This window comes from Enterobacter sp. CPE_E1241 (assembly GCF_045618265.1).
In the GTDB taxonomy this organism is placed as follows: domain Bacteria; phylum Pseudomonadota; class Gammaproteobacteria; order Enterobacterales; family Enterobacteriaceae; genus Enterobacter; species Enterobacter adelaidei.
The window spans coordinates 2,084,697-2,100,695 of record NZ_JBIWYV010000001.1; the positions used below are offsets into that span (position 1 = coordinate 2,084,697).

Genomic DNA, 15,999 nt, shown 5'->3' on the forward strand with positions numbered 1-15,999 from the left:
CGTGGAGGTCATATGAAGCGTTTTGCTCTGGCGCTCGTCACGCTGGTAGTCTGCGCTGGTGCGCAGGCGGCCAGTGATGAAGTGGAAATGAATCTTGTCACCTCTCAGGGTGTGGGGCAGTCCATCGGAACGGTGAAAATAACCGAAACCGACAAAGGACTGGAGTTCGCACCCAACCTCAAAGCACTCCCACCCGGTGAACATGGTTTCCATGTTCATGCCAACGGTAGCTGTCAGCCTGCGCTGAAAGAGGGGAAAGCCTCGGCGGCGGAATCAGCGGGCGGCCACTTTGATCCCCAACACTCCGGTAAACATGAAGGTCCGAACGGGATGGGGCATCTCGGCGATCTCCCTGTTCTGGTGGTGAATAACGACGGGAAAGCCACAGAGCCCGTCGTTGCGCCACGGCTGAAAAAGCTGGCTGAGATTAAAGGCAAAGCGCTGATGATCCATGTTGGCGGTGACAATATGTCCGATCAGCCTAAACCGCTTGGCGGTGGCGGGGTGCGTTATGCCTGCGGCGTAATTTGATCCCCAATGGTTCCCGGAGGAGGCGCTTGCTCCAGCTGTGACAGTGAGCAGTGCAGGCGCCAGATGATCGAGGCCAAATCACGTGCGGCAGGCAAATGGTGCCGCGCGAGGGTATCGCAGATCCGCTGCAGCTCAGTCAGTGTGGCTTCGAGGGGACGTTGCTGGACACCGCGTTCACTCATGACATCACGTAGCAGGGAGATGCAAACATCCCGAACCTGTGAGAGGGGATCAGAGCGTGTTTCCCATACGCGAAGCTGCCAGACGACGTGTGAACAGTTCAACAGCACTACGCCCCAGCGCAACAGCCAGCGGCGGGAAAGTGCGTCCTGGCTGTTATTCAACTGGCTGACATGGTGATATACCAGCGATTCATACTCATTTTCACTCAGATGCGGTTTACGACTGAGTTGGTCGACAAACCCCCGGCGTAACTCCCGGATGTGCCGACGACTCTTGCGCGCATCTGAACCGGGGCGTAACACCGCGAAGGCCAGCCAGGCCAGTCCGACACCGAGGATCTTCGCCAGGTTGTCATTGAGAAAACTGGCGTAATCGTAAACCGGCGGATTCGTCACGGAAATAAACGACCCCATAAAAACAATCAACTGTCCCCATAGCCCCGCCAGTTTAGGCATTTGCAGCTTCAGAAGCTGCATGGTGGTTAACAGCGGAAACAGAAACAGCAGAAACTGCCACAGGTCACTTATCTGCACCATCAGGCCGAACTTCACCACAAAACTGAACAGCGACAGTAATACCAGGGTGCGCATCAGCAGCGTAAGAGAGTTAAACGGTGAGGCAGCAACGGAGTAAAGCACGCAGCTGATGGCAGCGAGCGTCAGGGCAGCTGTACCGGAGTCCCACTGCGTGGCAATGCTCCATGCCCCCACGAGCATCAGTGCGCAGAAGGTGCGAAAGCCGCTCCAAAGTGCTTCGAGATAGTCTGTATGGCGTGCGAGCGCTGGACTACCCGGGACGTTGAATTCAGTCACCGGGGTGGCATTCTCGACGGCGTTAATCCAGCGGCTGCTTCGCAGATACAGCCGGCAAAAATAATTAAGACGCTGCCAGAAGGCGCGATGACGATAATCGTACTCATCGACCGGGGCGAGCGGCGCAATGATCTTCGCGACGGTGTAGATGTCCGCATCCGGGCGTGCAAGCGTTGCGAGCAGTACGTCAATCACCGCACGGGTGTTTTCTGGTGGCGTCGGCCAATTGAGTAACATCCGGCGCAGGCTGGAGATAGCGCTGGTCATGCGTAGCTGCTGGTGCAGCAGAAAGTTAAGCAGGGTATTCTGACGGCGAAAGCGGTAATGGCTCCAGAAGGCCTGGATGCGTAACAGATTCATGGTCAGGATCTGCCCGATGACCTTTTCATGGGCGAGACGGATCTCATCGTTAGTATCAGGTTGCCACAGCAGGCTTGCGTGCTCCAGCAATCGGGCATGCATGGTTTTCAGCGCGGTGATGAGCGCGGTGCCGTCCGACGTACTGGGCAGGATCATCATCATAAACCCGCCGCTGAGGATACCGACAATCACTTCACAGACGCGCGCCTGAGCGATATCCCACAGTTCGGTGGTATCGAGTACGTTAACCACCGGAAAGGCAATGATGGCGGCGGTATAGCCCGCCAGCTGGAAAGCATAGGCGACGTTGTTGGTAAAATGAGCGCAGGCCCAAGTACAGCATCCCAGCCATGCCGCCATGCTCAGCAAGAACAGCCATGGATCGTTCAACGTATGACCGGCGATAATTAACGCTGCAGTGGCACCCAGCAGGCTGCCTGCGATACGACCGAGGCTTTTACTGATAACACCTCCGACCGTGGGAAAACTCACCACCGCCGCAGAGGTCATCGCCCAGTAGGGTTCATCAAGGTTCAGGTAATAGGCGATGGTCAGCGCAAGACACATCGCGATGCCATTACGCAGCGCATAGCGCCACTGGGGACGCGTCGCTTTCATCCACGGCGTGTTACGCCAGGAGAGCACCTGCAGTTTCATTAACGGGTTCCGATGGAGACGGTACAGGTCGTGCCGGATACCAGGGTGATGTCCTGCGGTAGACGGTCAAACTCTACGCGAACCGGAACGCGTTGAGCCAGACGCACCCAGGGAACGTTCGGCTTAATGTCCGGTACCAGGCCGGAATCCGTTTCAACGCTTTGATCGTATATCGCCCGACCAATACTGGATACGTGACCCTGTAACTTTTGCGAGCTACTATAAAGGGTAATGGTTGCCGGAGAACCCTCGCGGATATGGCGAAGTTTGGTCTCTTCAAAATAGCCCACGACATAGAAGGAGTGGCTGTCGACGAGGGCAAACACCGGCTGTCCGGTAGTGGCATAGTTACCCACACGCGCTGAAAGGTTGGTCACCCATCCGTCGACAGGCGATGTTATAACGGTTTGGGTTAGCTCCCACTGGGCTTGTTTCAGCGTAGCCTCAGCCACATTGACGCTTGCCTGCATGGCCTTAACGTTGATATTCGCAGTATCTAAATCTTCTGCAGAGATGTAATTTTGCGATAAATGTCGGCGGCGGTTTGCCTCGTTGTTGGCTTTCGCTAAGTCAGACTGGGCTTTTGCCAGCTGAGCCTGGGCATTCAGAATCGCAATGTGATACGGGGTATCGTCGATACGGAATAGCACGTCCCCCTTTTTAACATACTGGTTATCGTTAACAAGAAGCGCCGTGATACTCCCTGAAACCTGGGGAGTAATGCTGACCTGTTCAGCGCGAATTTTGCCATCACGCGTCCAGGGTGATTGCATATAAAAATTCCACAGCCACCAGCCTGCAACCAGCGCGAGAGCGAGGACAAACAACGTGGAAAAGTACTTCAGCGTTTTCAGGGGCATATTCACCACACCAGCAAGACAGCAAGGCCCAGACACACGGAGAGGGCAAACAGGGAGAGATCCATCAACATGGGATGCCAGATTTCGCCGGAATACATCCAGTCACGAAGCAGACGATGTGCGATGAGCCAGAGAATAAAACCTACCAGTACGGCTTTAAACAGAGGCGGAAAGTAGACTGATGCACCGAAGATCAAGTCCTGAAGGGGCAAACCTTCTGAGTGATGAAAAAACGTCACAGGTAGAAATCCTTTGCAGTGAACAGAATGTCACAATGGCTTGTCTTAGTATGATGAGGTATCACAATTCAGTGTAAGTCATACTTTTAAGTTCCATGAATGCAGTATTGCATTTGTTTTGGCAATATAAATGCTGCACACTATTCTAAAATCAGTATAATAACTTAGCAAGCTAATTATAAGGAGATGAAATTGGAATCGCCATTAGGTTCTGATCTGGCAAGGTTGGTACGCGTCTGGCGTGCTCTGATTGACCATCGCCTGAAACCTCTGGAATTGACACAGACACATTGGGTTACGCTGCATAACATTCATCAGCTGCCGCCTGAACAGTCGCAAATTCAACTGGCAAAAGCGATAGGTATTGAGCAACCGTCGCTGGTGCGTACGCTTGACCAGCTGGAAGAGAAGGGACTCATCTCCCGGCAAACCTGCGCCAGCGATCGTCGCGCTAAGCGGATTAAACTCACAGAGAAAGCGACTCCCATCATTACTGAAATGGAAGCCGTGATTACCAAAACGCGGGGTGAAATCCTCTCGGGTGTTTCTCCGGCGGAGCTTGAAATGCTCATCAGCCTTATTGGTCGCCTGGAACAAAACATCCATGAGCTGCAGTCGCGCGACTGACATTCCAAAGGGCCTTGCAACAGCAAGGCCTTTTTCATTTAAAGACGACTACGCGGTTACGGCCTGTCTCTTTTGCTTCGTACATTGCCTTATCGGCACTTTCCACGCACTCTTCTGCAGTAATCCCTGATGAGGTTGCCGTAAATATTCCCATGCTGATAGTGATCGGTTCTGGTAACTGCCCCTCGCTGCTGGCCTTATCAAAGCCGCTCAGATTGAGCCGTATGCGTTCAGCCACCTTGTAAGCCTCTTCTGAAGAGGTGTTAGCCAGCATCAGTACAAACTCTTCGCCACCGATACGGGCCGCAATATCTTGTGGGCGCACGGAATCCATCAGCAGATGAGCGACAAACTGCAACACTTTGTCTCCCTGGAGATGCCCATAGTTGTCGTTGATTCGCTTAAAGCGGTCGAGATCGCTGACGATAACAGAAACAGGACGACTGGCTTTGGCGATATCCAGGGCCTGATTTAATGATTCATAGAAATAACTGCGGTTATAAAGCCGGGTGAGCGGATCGCGAATCGAGTTCTGATACGATTGCTGATACTTTAAATGTGAGTCACGATACAACCTGAAGACATCATAAAGCAGAACAAAAATAATAAGCAGCGTAGCAACCGTTTCAAATAATCGGGCCCGATACCAGGCGATATCTTCAGCGTGTCCGCCAGCCAGTAGCATTGTCAGCGTCACAATATAACAGACGCATAAGAAATTACCGCCAACCCAGAAAAGGTTACGTACCCGGGTAATAAACATTAGTGTTGCTAACGTTACTATCCAGAGAACAATAAGAAGAATATTAATGGCCTGGCTCCAGAGAACCATAAATTGCCGGGTTTCATTATCGACAAGATCCAGTAATAACAGTGATGAATGACTGGAACAAAACCACGCCAGAGCCACCATAGAAACAGTAAAGATAAATCCGCCAGTCACGATGGAAATATGTACCGGACGTGAAAGCGGGTAATCCCGGATGGTATAAAGCAAGGCTGAAAGGATAATGAGAACCGCCATGATAAGATGGCGGAACATAAAGAAGATCATGGCATCATTATAGTTAACTGCATTGAACTGATAGAGAGCTAACCAGGAAGGGAAGCTGGATAGCGTTCCTACCATCATCATCGCCGAGCCGGCAAAGGCTAAGGCAATTGCAATCAGATACAACCTTCTTCGATCACACCAGTATTTCATTGCCATAAAACAGGCAATAAACAGGTGAAATACCAGTAAGAAAATGGTCAGTGTAGGGAATAATAACGGAGAGAACGACGGTACCCGTTCGACAAGTTCTAAAAATAAACCCTGCAATAGCCCAATGACGGCAATGCAGCCGATACAGAATAAGAAATAACGGTTCTTCACACAATTATTCATCGCAAGCATATAAGTTTTAACAAAATTATAATAAATAAAAAAAGGCAATTGCGATGAGTTTAACTAATGAATTTTATAAATACTTTGCGCAGGAACAATATCAAGACTAATTAATAATAAGTTAAGTATATATTTGTGTGAAAGTATTAATTAATATTATATTTTTGTAAATGGATGTGGCCTGGTGACCACATCCAAAAACGAATTAACGTGGAGAAACGGTAACCTGGCTTCCGTTGCTCGCCAGAACAACGCGCTGGCCTGCAGAGAAACGCGTGCTACCTTGTTTCTGAACAACCATGATGGTGCTGCCATCATCTTTACGGATTTCCAGCTCTACACCCTGGGTTTTGTTCATCGCACCCTGAACGCCCTGGCCTGCTACACCACCGGCAACGGCGCCTGCTGCGGTCGCCAGAGAGCGGCCTGTACCACCGCCGACGGTATTACCCAGGAAACCACCCAGCACAGCACCGCCGATTGCACCCATCACGTTGTTTTCATCACCACCCTGGATTTGTACAGGACGGGCATTAACAACGGTACCGTAAGTCACATTCTGAACCTGTTTCGCTTCAGAAGCGCTGTAAACGTCGCCAGAAAGTGAACTGTCATTCACACAGCCAGCCAGAGTTAAACCAATCAGCGAAACGCCCAGTACACGTAAAATCATTTGAATCTCCTGTTCACCAAAAACGCCCGATTGAGGGCATCCGTTATGGCTAAATTATATGGCATAAGGGGCCATAGTTCATATCTTTGCACTAACAATGGGAAAATTGTACTTGAATTTGACTTAACGAGACATAAACAGTCTTCGCACGTGTTACCCGTCTGACATTGTTAAAAAATATTATCGCCGGATAGCAAAGCAGCGCTGTTTATGGTTGAGTGGATACTCTTAGCCCACGCAACGTAAGGAAAGCGCATGAAATCGGGTCGCTACATTGGTGTGATGTCAGGCACCAGTCTGGATGGGGTAGATGTCGTTCTGGCCGCCATTGATGAAAACATGGTGGCGCAGCAGGCGAGCCTGACCTGGCCAATCCCCATTTCACTGAAAGAGGATATTCTGAGTATCTGTCAGGGGCAGCAACTCACCCTTTCCCAGCTAGGGCAGCTCGATGTACGCCTGGGAGCGCTGTTTGCTGATGCGGTACAGGCGTTAATGCACAAAGAACATCTTCGTCCACAGGATGTGGTTGCCATTGGGTGTCACGGACAAACGGTCTGGCATGAGCCAGGTGGCGAAGCACCGCATACCCTGCAAATTGGTGATAACAACCAGATTGTGGCAAAGACCGGTGTAACGGTGGTGGGCGATTTTCGTCGTCGCGATATTGCGCTTGGAGGACAGGGTGCACCGCTGGTGCCCGCTTTCCATCAGGCTTTACTGGCGCACCCTTCAGAACGCCGTATGGTGCTCAATATTGGTGGTATCGCCAATCTGTCCATGCTCATCCCGGGACAGCCCGTACGTGGCTACGATACCGGCCCGGGCAATATGTTAATGGATGCCTGGATCTGGCGTCAGTGCGGTCAACCGTATGATAAAAACGCGGAGTGGGCGAGCGCGGGTAAAGTGATTATTCCGCTGTTGCAGTCCATGTTAAGCGACCCTTATTTTGCACTACCGGCACCGAAAAGCACGGGGCGCGAATATTTCAACTATGGCTGGCTTGAGCGCCAGCTGGCGCAATTCCCGGCACTCGCGCCGCAGGATGTCCAGGCAACACTTGCTGAGTTAACGGCCGTGTCGATATCTGAACAGGTGCTTCTCAGTGGCGGATGCGAACGTCTGCTGGTGTGCGGGGGAGGAAGCCGAAATCCGCTGGTGATGGCGCGTCTTGCCGGGCTACTGCCGGGTACAGAAGTCACGACGACAGATGAAGCGGGTATCAGTGGAGATGATATGGAAGCGCTGGCCTTTGCATGGCTTGCCTGGCGCACGATTGCCGGGCTACCGGGCAATTTACCGTCGGTAACCGGTGCGCGTGAGGCGAGCGTCCTTGGTGCCATTTTCCCGGCCAACCCTCGTCAGAATCAGAGTTAACTGAAATTCAGCGTCGCGTATTGTCGTTAGAATGGAATAAAAACAGGAGGGCAGTCACGCCCTCCAGGACCAGGAAAGTCGTCGGAATACGCTCATGAAAAAACTTCTTCTTATTGTCGCGCCTTTGTTGCTGTCAGGATGCAGCGTCTATAACCAACTCGTTGAGCGTATGCAGACCGATACGCTGGAGTATCGTTGCGATGAAAAGCCGCTGACCGTTAAGCTGAATAACCCGCGCCAGGAAGCCAGTTTTGTGTACGACAATAAATTGCTGACCCTGAAGCAGGGCATCTCGGCCTCCGGTGCACGTTATACCGATGGTATCTATGTCTTCTGGTCGAAAGGGGACAGCGCCACGGTCTACAAACGTGACCGTATCGTGCTGAACAATTGTCAGCTCGAAAATCCGAAGCGTTGAGATTTTTACAGGGGCGGCGCACAATAGCGCCACCCAATCTCAATGTCAGCTAACGCCATGTCAGATAACGACGAACTGCAGCAAATCGCGCATCTGCGCCGTGAATACACCAAAGGTGGCCTGCGTCGCCAGGACCTTCCCGCTGAACCCCTCGTGCTTTTTGAACGCTGGCTGAAACAGGCTTGCGAAGCGAAACTGGCCGACCCAACGGCTATGGTTGTCGCAACGGTCGATGAAAACGGTCAACCGTATCAGCGCATCGTATTGCTCAAGCATTATGACGAGAAAGGTTTGGTGTTCTACACCAACCTGGGCAGTCGCAAAGCACATCATCTGGAAAACAATCCGCGTATCAGCCTGCTGTTCCCTTGGCATATGCTGGAGCGTCAGGTCATGGTGACAGGCAAAGCGGAACGTCTCTCGACGCTGGAAGTGGTGAAGTATTTCCACAGCCGTCCGCGCGACAGCCAGATTGGCGCCTGGGTCTCAAAACAGTCGAGCCGAATTTCAGCTCGCGGCGTGCTGGAAAGCAAATTTCTTGAGCTGAAACAGAAGTTCCAGCAGGGTGAAATCCCTCTGCCGAGTTTCTGGGGCGGTTTCCGCATCCCGATTGAGCAGATGGAGTTCTGGCAGGGGGGCGAACATCGCCTGCACGATCGCTTTTTATACCAGCGCGACAATGGCGGCTGGAAAATCGACAGACTGGCACCGTAATCCCCGAAATTTGTTGATTTAAGCGCTAGCGCACACCGCGCTTGCGCTTTATTCTATGGTACTTTCGCATCAGGCGAAAAGTCGTGTACCGGCAAAGGTGCAGTCGTTTATACATGGAGAATTTGATGGCAAGCAGTAACTTGATTAAACAATTGCAAGAGCGGGGCCTCGTGGCTCAGGTGACGGACGAGGAAGCGTTAGCAGAGCGACTGGCGCAAGGCCCGATCGCGCTCTATTGCGGCTTCGATCCCACCGCTGACAGCTTGCATTTGGGGCATCTTGTTCCATTGTTATGCCTGAAACGCTTCCAGATGGCGGGCCATAAACCTGTTGCCCTGGTTGGCGGTGCGACAGGTCTGATTGGTGACCCAAGTTTTAAAGCCGCTGAGCGTAAACTGAATACCGAAGATACCGTGCAGGAGTGGGTGGATAAGATCCGCAAACAGGTTGCACCGTTCCTCGACTTCAACTGTGGTGATAACTCCGCCATTGCCGCTAACAACTATGACTGGTTTGGCGGCATGAACGTGCTGACTTTCCTGCGTGACATCGGTAAGCATTTCTCTGTTAACCAGATGATTAACAAAGAAGCCGTGAAGCAGCGTCTGAACCGTGATGACCAGGGTATCTCCTTCACCGAGTTCTCGTACAACCTGCTGCAGGGTTATGACTTTGCCTGTCTGAACAAACTGCACGGTGTTTCCCTGCAGATTGGCGGTTCTGACCAGTGGGGTAACATCACCTCCGGTATTGACCTGACCCGTCGTCTGCACCAGAACCAGGTCTTTGGTCTGACCGTTCCGCTGATCACCAAAGCCGACGGGACCAAATTCGGTAAAACCGAAGGTGGCGCGGTATGGCTTGATCCGAAAAAGACCAGCCCGTACAAATTCTACCAGTTCTGGATCAACACGGCTGATGCCGATGTATACCGCTTCCTGAAGTTCTTCACCTTTATGGACATTGAAGAAATCAATGCCCTGGAAGAAGAGGACAAAAATAGCGGTAAGGCGCCACGTGCACAGTACGTGCTGGCGGACGAAGTGACTAAACTGGTTCACGGTGAAGAAGGTCTGGCCGCGGCAAAACGCATTACGGCAAGCCTGTTTAACGGTACACTGAGCGATCTGAGCGAAGCGGACTTCGAACAGCTGGCGCAGGACGGCGTGCCAATGGTCGAGATGGAAAAAGGTGCTGACCTGATGCAGGCGCTGGTGGACTCCGAGCTGCAGCCTTCCCGTGGTCAGGCGCGTAAAACCATCGCGTCCAACGCTATCACCATCAATGGTGAGAAGCAGTCCGACCCGGAATACACCTTCACTGACAGCGATCGTCTGTATGGTCGCTACACGCTGCTGCGTCGCGGCAAGAAAAATTACTGTCTGATCTGCTGGAAATAATTAAAAGTAGCCAGGGGCGTGGGAAACCACGCCCCTTTTGTTTTTACAGGGTTTGGTAAGAAAAAAATGAAGAACATCCTCGCCATTCAGTCCCACGTTGTTTTCGGACATGCTGGCAATAGCGCCGCGGAATTTCCAATGCGCCGCCTCGGTGCCAACGTCTGGCCCCTCAACACAGTACAGTTCTCCAACCACACGCAATACGGCCAATGGACCGGCTGCGTAATGCCGCCTTCACACCTCACGGAAGTTGTGCAAGGTATTGCCGATATCGGCCAGCTCAAACGTTGTGACGCCGTACTGAGCGGTTATCTCGGTTCAGCGGAGCAGGGAGAGCATATCCTCGGTATTGTTCGCCAGGTGAAAACGGCAAACCCAGCGGCAAAATTCTTCTGTGACCCTGTTATGGGCCATCCGGAGAAAGGCTGCATCGTGGCACCGGGTGTCGCAGAGTTTCATGTTCGCCATGCGCTGCCCGCCAGCGATATCATTGCGCCAAATCTGGTCGAACTGGAGATCCTTTGCGAGCATCCCGTTAACAGCGTAGAAGAGGCGGTAAGCGCGTCCCGCGAGCTGATAGCTCTGGGGCCAGAAACTGTGCTGGTGAAACATCTCGCGCGTGCAGGGCTTAGTAAGGACCGTTTTGAGATGCTGCTGGTGACGAAAGACGATGCCTGGCATATCAGCCGTCCGCTGGTGGATTTTGGCCCACGTCAGCCGGTAGGGGTTGGGGATGTGACCAGCGGTCTGCTGTTGGTGAAACTCCTGCAGGGTGCAACGTTGCGAGATGCCCTGGAGCATGTCACCGCGGCGGTATACGAAATCATGATTGCGACGAAAGAAATGCAGGAGTATGAATTACAGGTCGTTGCGGCACAGGATCGTATTGCTAAGCCGGAACACTATTTTAGCGCAACGCAGCTTTAAAAGATGCCGGGTGGCGCTGCGCTTACCCGGCCTACTCAACCCGTAGGCCCGTGCAAGCGCAGCGCCGCCGGGCGATGTTAGTTAAGACCTTCCGCTTTCAGCGCTGCAGCTACCGCAGGACGTTCTGCCATGCGTGTCATATACGATGCAATATGGTCTAACCCTTCCAGGTTCAGCTTAACCGCGCGCGCCCAGCGCAGTACGGTAAACAGGTACGCATCGGCAATTGTGAAACGCGAACCACAAATCCACTGGTCGTCTTTCAGCGATTCGTTAACGTACTGCAGCTTTTTCTCAAGAAGCGCACGCAAGGTGGGTTTGTACTCTTCTGGCGTATCGGGACGGAACAGCGGCGTAAAGCCTTTATGCAGCTCGGTCGCAATGTAGTTCAGCCACTCCAGCGTTTTATAGCGAGAAACCGTACTTACCGGTGCCAGTAACTGGCGATCGGGCACGCTATCTGCCAGAAACTGCATAATCGCCACACCCTCGGTCAGCAGAGTACCGTCATCCAGCAACAGTGCCGGAACTTGTCCCTTCGGGTTGATGGCAAGAAAATCATCACCGTTTTCCAGACGTTTTTTCATCAGATCAACGCCATCCAGCGTAAAATCTTTGCCGCTCTCGCGCAGGGTGATATGGGAAGCAAGAGAGCACGCGCCCGGTTTGTAGAACAGTTTCATCGGTAACTCCTTTTTGCTGAGGTTTCAGCTATGTTAGTGCGCGAACGGGTAAAAAAAAAGCCGCTAATGCATTAGCGGCTTCTGTTATGTCGTTTCTCAATGATATTACGCGGTAGCGGTTTTAGTCGCTTTAGCGGTCTTGTCGTCGTCCTGAGTCATACGATTCAGTTTCGGTGCCGTCAGCAGCATCAGAGCAGCGATGACTGCTGTAGCGATACCAATCTGCATGAATACAGTACCGTAGACGTTCAGAGAGACCAGTGGGTCAGTGACGTTATCCGGAACGGCCATCAGGTTTGCAATCTTACCTGCAATGATTGCTGCACCGGCAGTGGTCAGGAACCAGCTACCCATAATGAAGCCCATCAGACGCTGTGGTACCAGCTGTGCAACCATCGCCAGACCCAGACCGGAGATCATCAGTTCACCGATAGACTGCAGAGCGTAGCTCAGGATCAACCAGTTAACGGAAACGATACCTGCATCAGTCGCGAATTTGGTACCCAGTGGCAGCACCAGGAAGGCGCCGGAGCACAGCACCATGCCGATGGCAAACTTGTGCGGCATTGGCAGACGGTCACCCATCTTGTTATAGATAGCGGCCAGAATTGGGCTGCCAATCATAATCCAGAACGGGTTCAGGGCCTGATACTGCTCCGGTTCGAATGCGATACCCAGAATTGAGTGCTCAACGTTACGAATAGCGAAGAAGTTCAGAGAGGTTGGCATCTGGCTGTACAGTACGAAGAAGATAATCGCTTCCAGCATCAGAATGAACGCCACAATCATCTTACGACGTGCAGCACCCTGCATGGCGAAGGCTTCTTTTGCGAAGATAATCACGATACCCAGTGCAACCACACCCAGAACCGCACGTGCGATACCCTGGTTGTGCAGCAGCCAGGTCGCGATTGCTGCAAGGATCACAACGCCTACAATGGTCGCCAGCAGTTTACCCACATGTACGGGTTCGAAGTCAGGTTTTGAACCGTAGTTTTTAACCCAGCGTTTGCAGAAGGCAAAGTTGACAACGGTGATCAGCATACCGACCACGGACAGGGAGAACGCCACGCTCCAGCCGAATTTAGCGGCCAGCCACGGTGTTGCCAGCATGGAGAAGAAGGAACCGATGTTCACGGACATGTAGTACATGGTGAATGCACCGTCCAGACGCGGGTCATCTTTGCTGTAACAGGTAGAGAGCAGGGAAGACGGGTTCGCTTTGAACAGCCCGTTACCCACGGCGATGGTCGCCATGCCCATATACACGACAGCAGCATCATGACCAGACCACGCAACCAGCGCATAACCGATTGCCAGTACAATGGCACCCAGCATGATAACGCGTTTAGTACCGAGAACTTTATCACCCAGCCAGCCGCCGATTGCGACCAGACCGTAAACCAGAGCACTGAAGGAGGAGAACAGCGTGATGGAATCGGCTTCGGACATACCCAGCTGTTTTACCAGGTAAACCGCCATGATCCCTTGCAGGCCGTAATAACCAAAACGCTCCCATAACTCGATAGAGAAGATGAGATAGAACGCTTTTGGTTGTTTAAAAGCGTTAAGACTTACGCTTTCATCTGTTGGTTTATTGTTTGCAGTAGACACATATACCTCTTTTTTTACATCCCATATTAACGGGGGTGTTCATAGCGTGATGGCCATAGTCCATACGCCTTATAGTTATTTTGGGAGGAGAAACGGCGGGTAATGTTCACTATCCTGCTCCATCTGGCAATACGTTTGTAATAATCTGTTACATATATCTTGGGTGGTATAATCGTCGGTTTATATAAATGTTATTCAGCGTTAAATTTCATACGGTGAGTAAAGGTAGTTTTTTCGACTGGTAATGACCGGTCATGATTGGGCTTTGGCGATATGTTCTGCTATTTGCCGCCTGGTGCAGTGATATAGCCCATATTCTGAAAAATAGCTGGTCTTATCTACGGTGATGGGAGAGATGTGTCTTGTCAGATAAAGGGTTTAGGCCGATTTTGACAACAAAAAATCAACATGAAGTTATCAAGGTGATCGCGATCACAGATATATAGAAATTTTTGGATATAAAAAAACTATTAACCTGTTTGAGCGTTAAATGGCCGAACAAGTGACAAGCCAGGGTAAGCAACAGGCGGACAAATAACGGCCAAAAGAAGAGCGTTTGGTAGCCCTTCTTTTAGCGGGGGAATTAGCCGATCAGGGATACACTTTTTCTTTGTATTCGCAGAGATCTTCAATGATGCAGGAGCCGCAGCGAGGCTTACGGGCAATGCAGGTATAACGCCCGTGCAGAATCAGCCAGTGGTGGCAGTCAACCTTAAATTCGGCAGGAACCACTTTGAGCAGTTTCTCCTCAACCTGCTCGACATTTTTGCCGGGTGCGAAGTTGGTGCGGTTAGATACGCGGAAGATATGCGTGTCGACAGCGATAGTCGGCCAGCCAAATGCCGTATTTAGCACAACGTTCGCGGTTTTTCGACCTACACCGGGTAACGCCTCAAGCGCCGCGCGATCTTCCGGCACTTCGCCACCGTGCTGTTCCAGCAGGATCCGGCAGGTCTTAATCACGTTCTCCGCTTTGCTGTTAAACAGGCCGATGGTTTTGATATAAGACTTCACGCCTTCCACGCCCAGTTCCAGCATGGCCTTCGGCGTATTGGCAACAGGATAGAGCAGGGCGGTGGCTTTATTGACGCTTACATCGGTAGCTTGTGCAGAGAGCAGCACGGCGATCAGCAGCTCAAACGGGGAGTTAAAGTTCAACTCTGTCGTCGGGTGTGGGTCCTCGTCCCTCAGACGAGTCAGGATCGCAATGCGCTTTTCTTTATTCATGAGGCCTTCTCGGGTATCCCTTCCTGGACGCTGCGCTCTGCCGCGCGGCGCTTACGTTTCTCATCAATCAGGTATTTTATCGCCAGCATCATGCCGAGGCCAATAAATGCGCCTGGCGGCAGCATGGCCAGCAGAAATGGCGTATCGGTGTGGAACACTTCAATGCGCAGCGCCCTGGCCCAGCCGCCCAGCAGCGCGTCTGCACCGTCAAACAGCGTACCGTTGCCGAGGATTTCACGTATTGAGCCCAGCACAAACATGGCTCCCGTGGCGCCCATACCAATCGAAAAACCATCCAGCGCCGACATGGCCGGACTGTTTTTCACCGCGAAGGCTTCCGCGCGTCCAACCACGATACAGTTGGTGACGATAAGCGGAATAAAGATGCCCAGCGACTGATACAGACCGAATGCGTAAGCGTTAATCAGCATCTGGACGATACTCACGACCGAGGCAATGATCATGACGTAAATCGGAATACGGATTTCCGGCGGCGTCCAGCGGCGCAGGGCTGAGATGGAGAGGTTGGTCAGGGTCAGTACCAGCGTGGTCGCCAGACCCAGACCAAGCGCGTTGGTGGCGGTGGAGGTGACCGCCAGCAGTGGACACATTCCCAGAAGCTGTACCAGCGCGGAGTTGTTCTTCCACAACCCCTGGACAATAACTTCTTTTACCTGGCTCATGATTACTCCTCACAGGCCGGAAGATTGTTGATGTGAGCGGGCAGCGTTTCAGCATACAGCCCGGCTCGTTTTACGGCGTTAACCACGGCGCGTGGGGTGATGGTCGCCCCGGTGAACTGGTCGAACTCACCGCCATCTTTCTTCACCGCAAAGGCTGTATCTCCTTCGCCATGAATCACTTTACCGGCAAAATGCAAAATCCAGTCGCTCAGACGGGTTTCAATTTTATCGCCAAGACCAGGCGTCTCATGATGTTCCGTTACGCGGGTGCCCAGTATCGTACCGGAGAAATCGCTGCCAACGAGCAGTTGAATGGCACCGGAATAGCCATCGGGGGCGGTCGCTTCCATCACCGCGCCCACCGGTTTATCCCCTTTACGGGCGATAAAGACGCGATGTGCGCCTTTGCCTAACTGCGGCGCCTGGACGATGAAACAGCTTTGCTGCAGGTCATTATCGTAGAAATCAGACGGGATCACCTGATCGAACAGCGCTTTTTGCTGCTTCGAAGCCTGTTCTTCGATGGTCGTTTTGGTCAACGAATTCACCAGTGCCGTCAGCCCAGTCAGGACCGCGGCGAAGACAGCCAGCGTAACGCCGTGTTTTTGCATTGTTTTCAACATG

At 52.2% G+C, this 15,999-nt stretch carries 17 protein-coding genes; 7 read left to right on the top strand and 10 right to left on the bottom strand.

Features of this window, described 5'->3' with window-relative positions:
- The first annotated feature begins 12 nt into the window (after nucleotides 1–12).
- A complete protein-coding gene (gene sodC / locus ACJ9Y9_RS10190) occupies nucleotides 13–531 on the top strand; it encodes a superoxide dismutase [Cu-Zn] SodC (RefSeq protein WP_028017295.1) in 519 nt (172 codons plus the stop codon).
- Here the strand turns inward: sodC and ACJ9Y9_RS10195 are convergent.
- From ACJ9Y9_RS10195 to ACJ9Y9_RS10205, 3 genes are read right to left on the bottom strand one after another with little or no spacing between them, the layout of a single operon-like run.
- Entirely contained in the window at nucleotides 510–2,543 is a 2,034-nt protein-coding gene (locus tag ACJ9Y9_RS10195) for an FUSC family protein (RefSeq protein ID WP_028017296.1), read from the bottom strand. The two genes, sodC and ACJ9Y9_RS10195, sit on opposite strands and share 22 nt — an antisense overlap.
- Complete coding sequence (locus tag ACJ9Y9_RS10200) at nucleotides 2,543–3,403, bottom strand: HlyD family secretion protein (RefSeq protein ID WP_028017297.1); 861 nt, start codon at nucleotides 3,401–3,403, stop codon at nucleotides 2,543–2,545. Before ACJ9Y9_RS10200 ends, ACJ9Y9_RS10195 begins: the two co-directional genes overlap by 1 nt.
- Before the next feature lie 2 nt (nucleotides 3,404–3,405).
- On the bottom strand, nucleotides 3,406–3,642 hold the full coding sequence (locus ACJ9Y9_RS10205; RefSeq protein ID WP_028017298.1) for a DUF1656 domain-containing protein: 237 nt from the start codon (nucleotides 3,640–3,642) through the stop codon (nucleotides 3,406–3,408).
- A 186-nt stretch (nucleotides 3,643–3,828) separates the two neighbouring features.
- On the opposite strand from ACJ9Y9_RS10205, the gene slyA reads away from it, so the two are divergent.
- Entirely contained in the window at nucleotides 3,829–4,269 is a 441-nt protein-coding gene (gene slyA, locus ACJ9Y9_RS10210; RefSeq protein WP_028017299.1) for a transcriptional regulator SlyA, read from the top strand.
- A gap of 34 nt (nucleotides 4,270–4,303) precedes the next feature.
- Here the strand turns inward: slyA and ACJ9Y9_RS10215 are convergent, their stop codons facing one another.
- Entirely contained in the window at nucleotides 4,304–5,665 is a 1,362-nt protein-coding gene (locus ACJ9Y9_RS10215) for a GGDEF domain-containing protein (protein ID WP_028017300.1), read from the bottom strand.
- 196 nt (nucleotides 5,666–5,861) lie between these two features.
- On the bottom strand, nucleotides 5,862–6,329 hold the full coding sequence (gene slyB / locus ACJ9Y9_RS10220; protein WP_008500578.1) for an outer membrane lipoprotein SlyB: 468 nt from the start codon (nucleotides 6,327–6,329) through the stop codon (nucleotides 5,862–5,864).
- Between the two features lie 255 nt (nucleotides 6,330–6,584).
- Between slyB and anmK the strand changes: the two genes are divergently transcribed.
- The 5 genes from anmK to pdxY all read left to right on the top strand — a co-directional run bounded on the left by anmK (nucleotide 6,585) and on the right by pdxY (nucleotide 11,168).
- Nucleotides 6,585–7,709, top strand: coding sequence for an anhydro-N-acetylmuramic acid kinase (anmK, locus tag ACJ9Y9_RS10225; protein ID WP_028017301.1), 1,125 nt, complete (start codon nucleotides 6,585–6,587; stop codon nucleotides 7,707–7,709).
- Between the two features lie 94 nt (nucleotides 7,710–7,803).
- A complete protein-coding gene (mliC, locus tag ACJ9Y9_RS10230; protein ID WP_028017302.1) occupies nucleotides 7,804–8,127 on the top strand; it encodes a C-type lysozyme inhibitor in 324 nt (107 codons plus the stop codon).
- Between the two features lie 57 nt (nucleotides 8,128–8,184).
- On the top strand, nucleotides 8,185–8,841 hold the full coding sequence (gene pdxH / locus ACJ9Y9_RS10235; RefSeq protein ID WP_028017303.1) for a pyridoxamine 5'-phosphate oxidase: 657 nt from the start codon (nucleotides 8,185–8,187) through the stop codon (nucleotides 8,839–8,841).
- Nucleotides 8,842–8,966: 125 nt separating this feature from the next.
- A complete protein-coding gene (gene tyrS / locus ACJ9Y9_RS10240; protein ID WP_028017304.1) occupies nucleotides 8,967–10,241 on the top strand; it encodes a tyrosine--tRNA ligase in 1,275 nt (424 codons plus the stop codon).
- Nucleotides 10,242–10,307: 66 nt separating this feature from the next.
- Nucleotides 10,308–11,168, top strand: a complete 861-nt coding sequence (gene pdxY / locus ACJ9Y9_RS10245; RefSeq protein ID WP_028017305.1) for a pyridoxal kinase PdxY — start codon at nucleotides 10,308–10,310, stop codon at nucleotides 11,166–11,168.
- A 77-nt stretch (nucleotides 11,169–11,245) separates the two neighbouring features.
- Here pdxY and gstA read toward each other — a convergent pair whose 3' ends face one another.
- From gstA to rsxG, 5 genes are all read right to left on the bottom strand, one after another.
- Nucleotides 11,246–11,851 (bottom strand): glutathione transferase GstA, encoded by a 606-nt coding sequence (gstA, locus tag ACJ9Y9_RS10250; RefSeq protein ID WP_028017306.1) that lies wholly within the window; start codon nucleotides 11,849–11,851, stop codon nucleotides 11,246–11,248.
- Nucleotides 11,852–11,956: 105 nt separating this feature from the next.
- The gene (gene dtpA / locus ACJ9Y9_RS10255) at nucleotides 11,957–13,465 is read right to left on the bottom strand and encodes a dipeptide/tripeptide permease DtpA (protein ID WP_028017307.1); all 1,509 of its coding nucleotides are present in this window, start codon (nucleotides 13,463–13,465) and stop codon (nucleotides 11,957–11,959) included.
- Nucleotides 13,466–14,056: 591 nt separating this feature from the next.
- A complete protein-coding gene (gene nth, locus ACJ9Y9_RS10260; protein WP_028017308.1) occupies nucleotides 14,057–14,692 on the bottom strand; it encodes an endonuclease III in 636 nt (211 codons plus the stop codon).
- Nucleotides 14,689–15,375 carry an electron transport complex subunit E gene (locus ACJ9Y9_RS10265; protein ID WP_028017309.1) on the bottom strand — a complete coding sequence of 229 codons (687 nt, stop codon included), beginning with the start codon at nucleotides 15,373–15,375 and terminating at the stop codon, nucleotides 14,689–14,691. The genes nth and ACJ9Y9_RS10265 overlap by 4 nt, the downstream gene beginning before the upstream one ends.
- Before the next feature lie 2 nt (nucleotides 15,376–15,377).
- Nucleotides 15,378–15,998: an electron transport complex subunit RsxG gene (gene rsxG / locus ACJ9Y9_RS10270; RefSeq protein ID WP_028017310.1), complete on the bottom strand. Its 621-nt coding sequence runs from the start codon at nucleotides 15,996–15,998 to the stop codon at nucleotides 15,378–15,380.
- Nucleotide 15,999 lies beyond the last annotated feature (1 nt).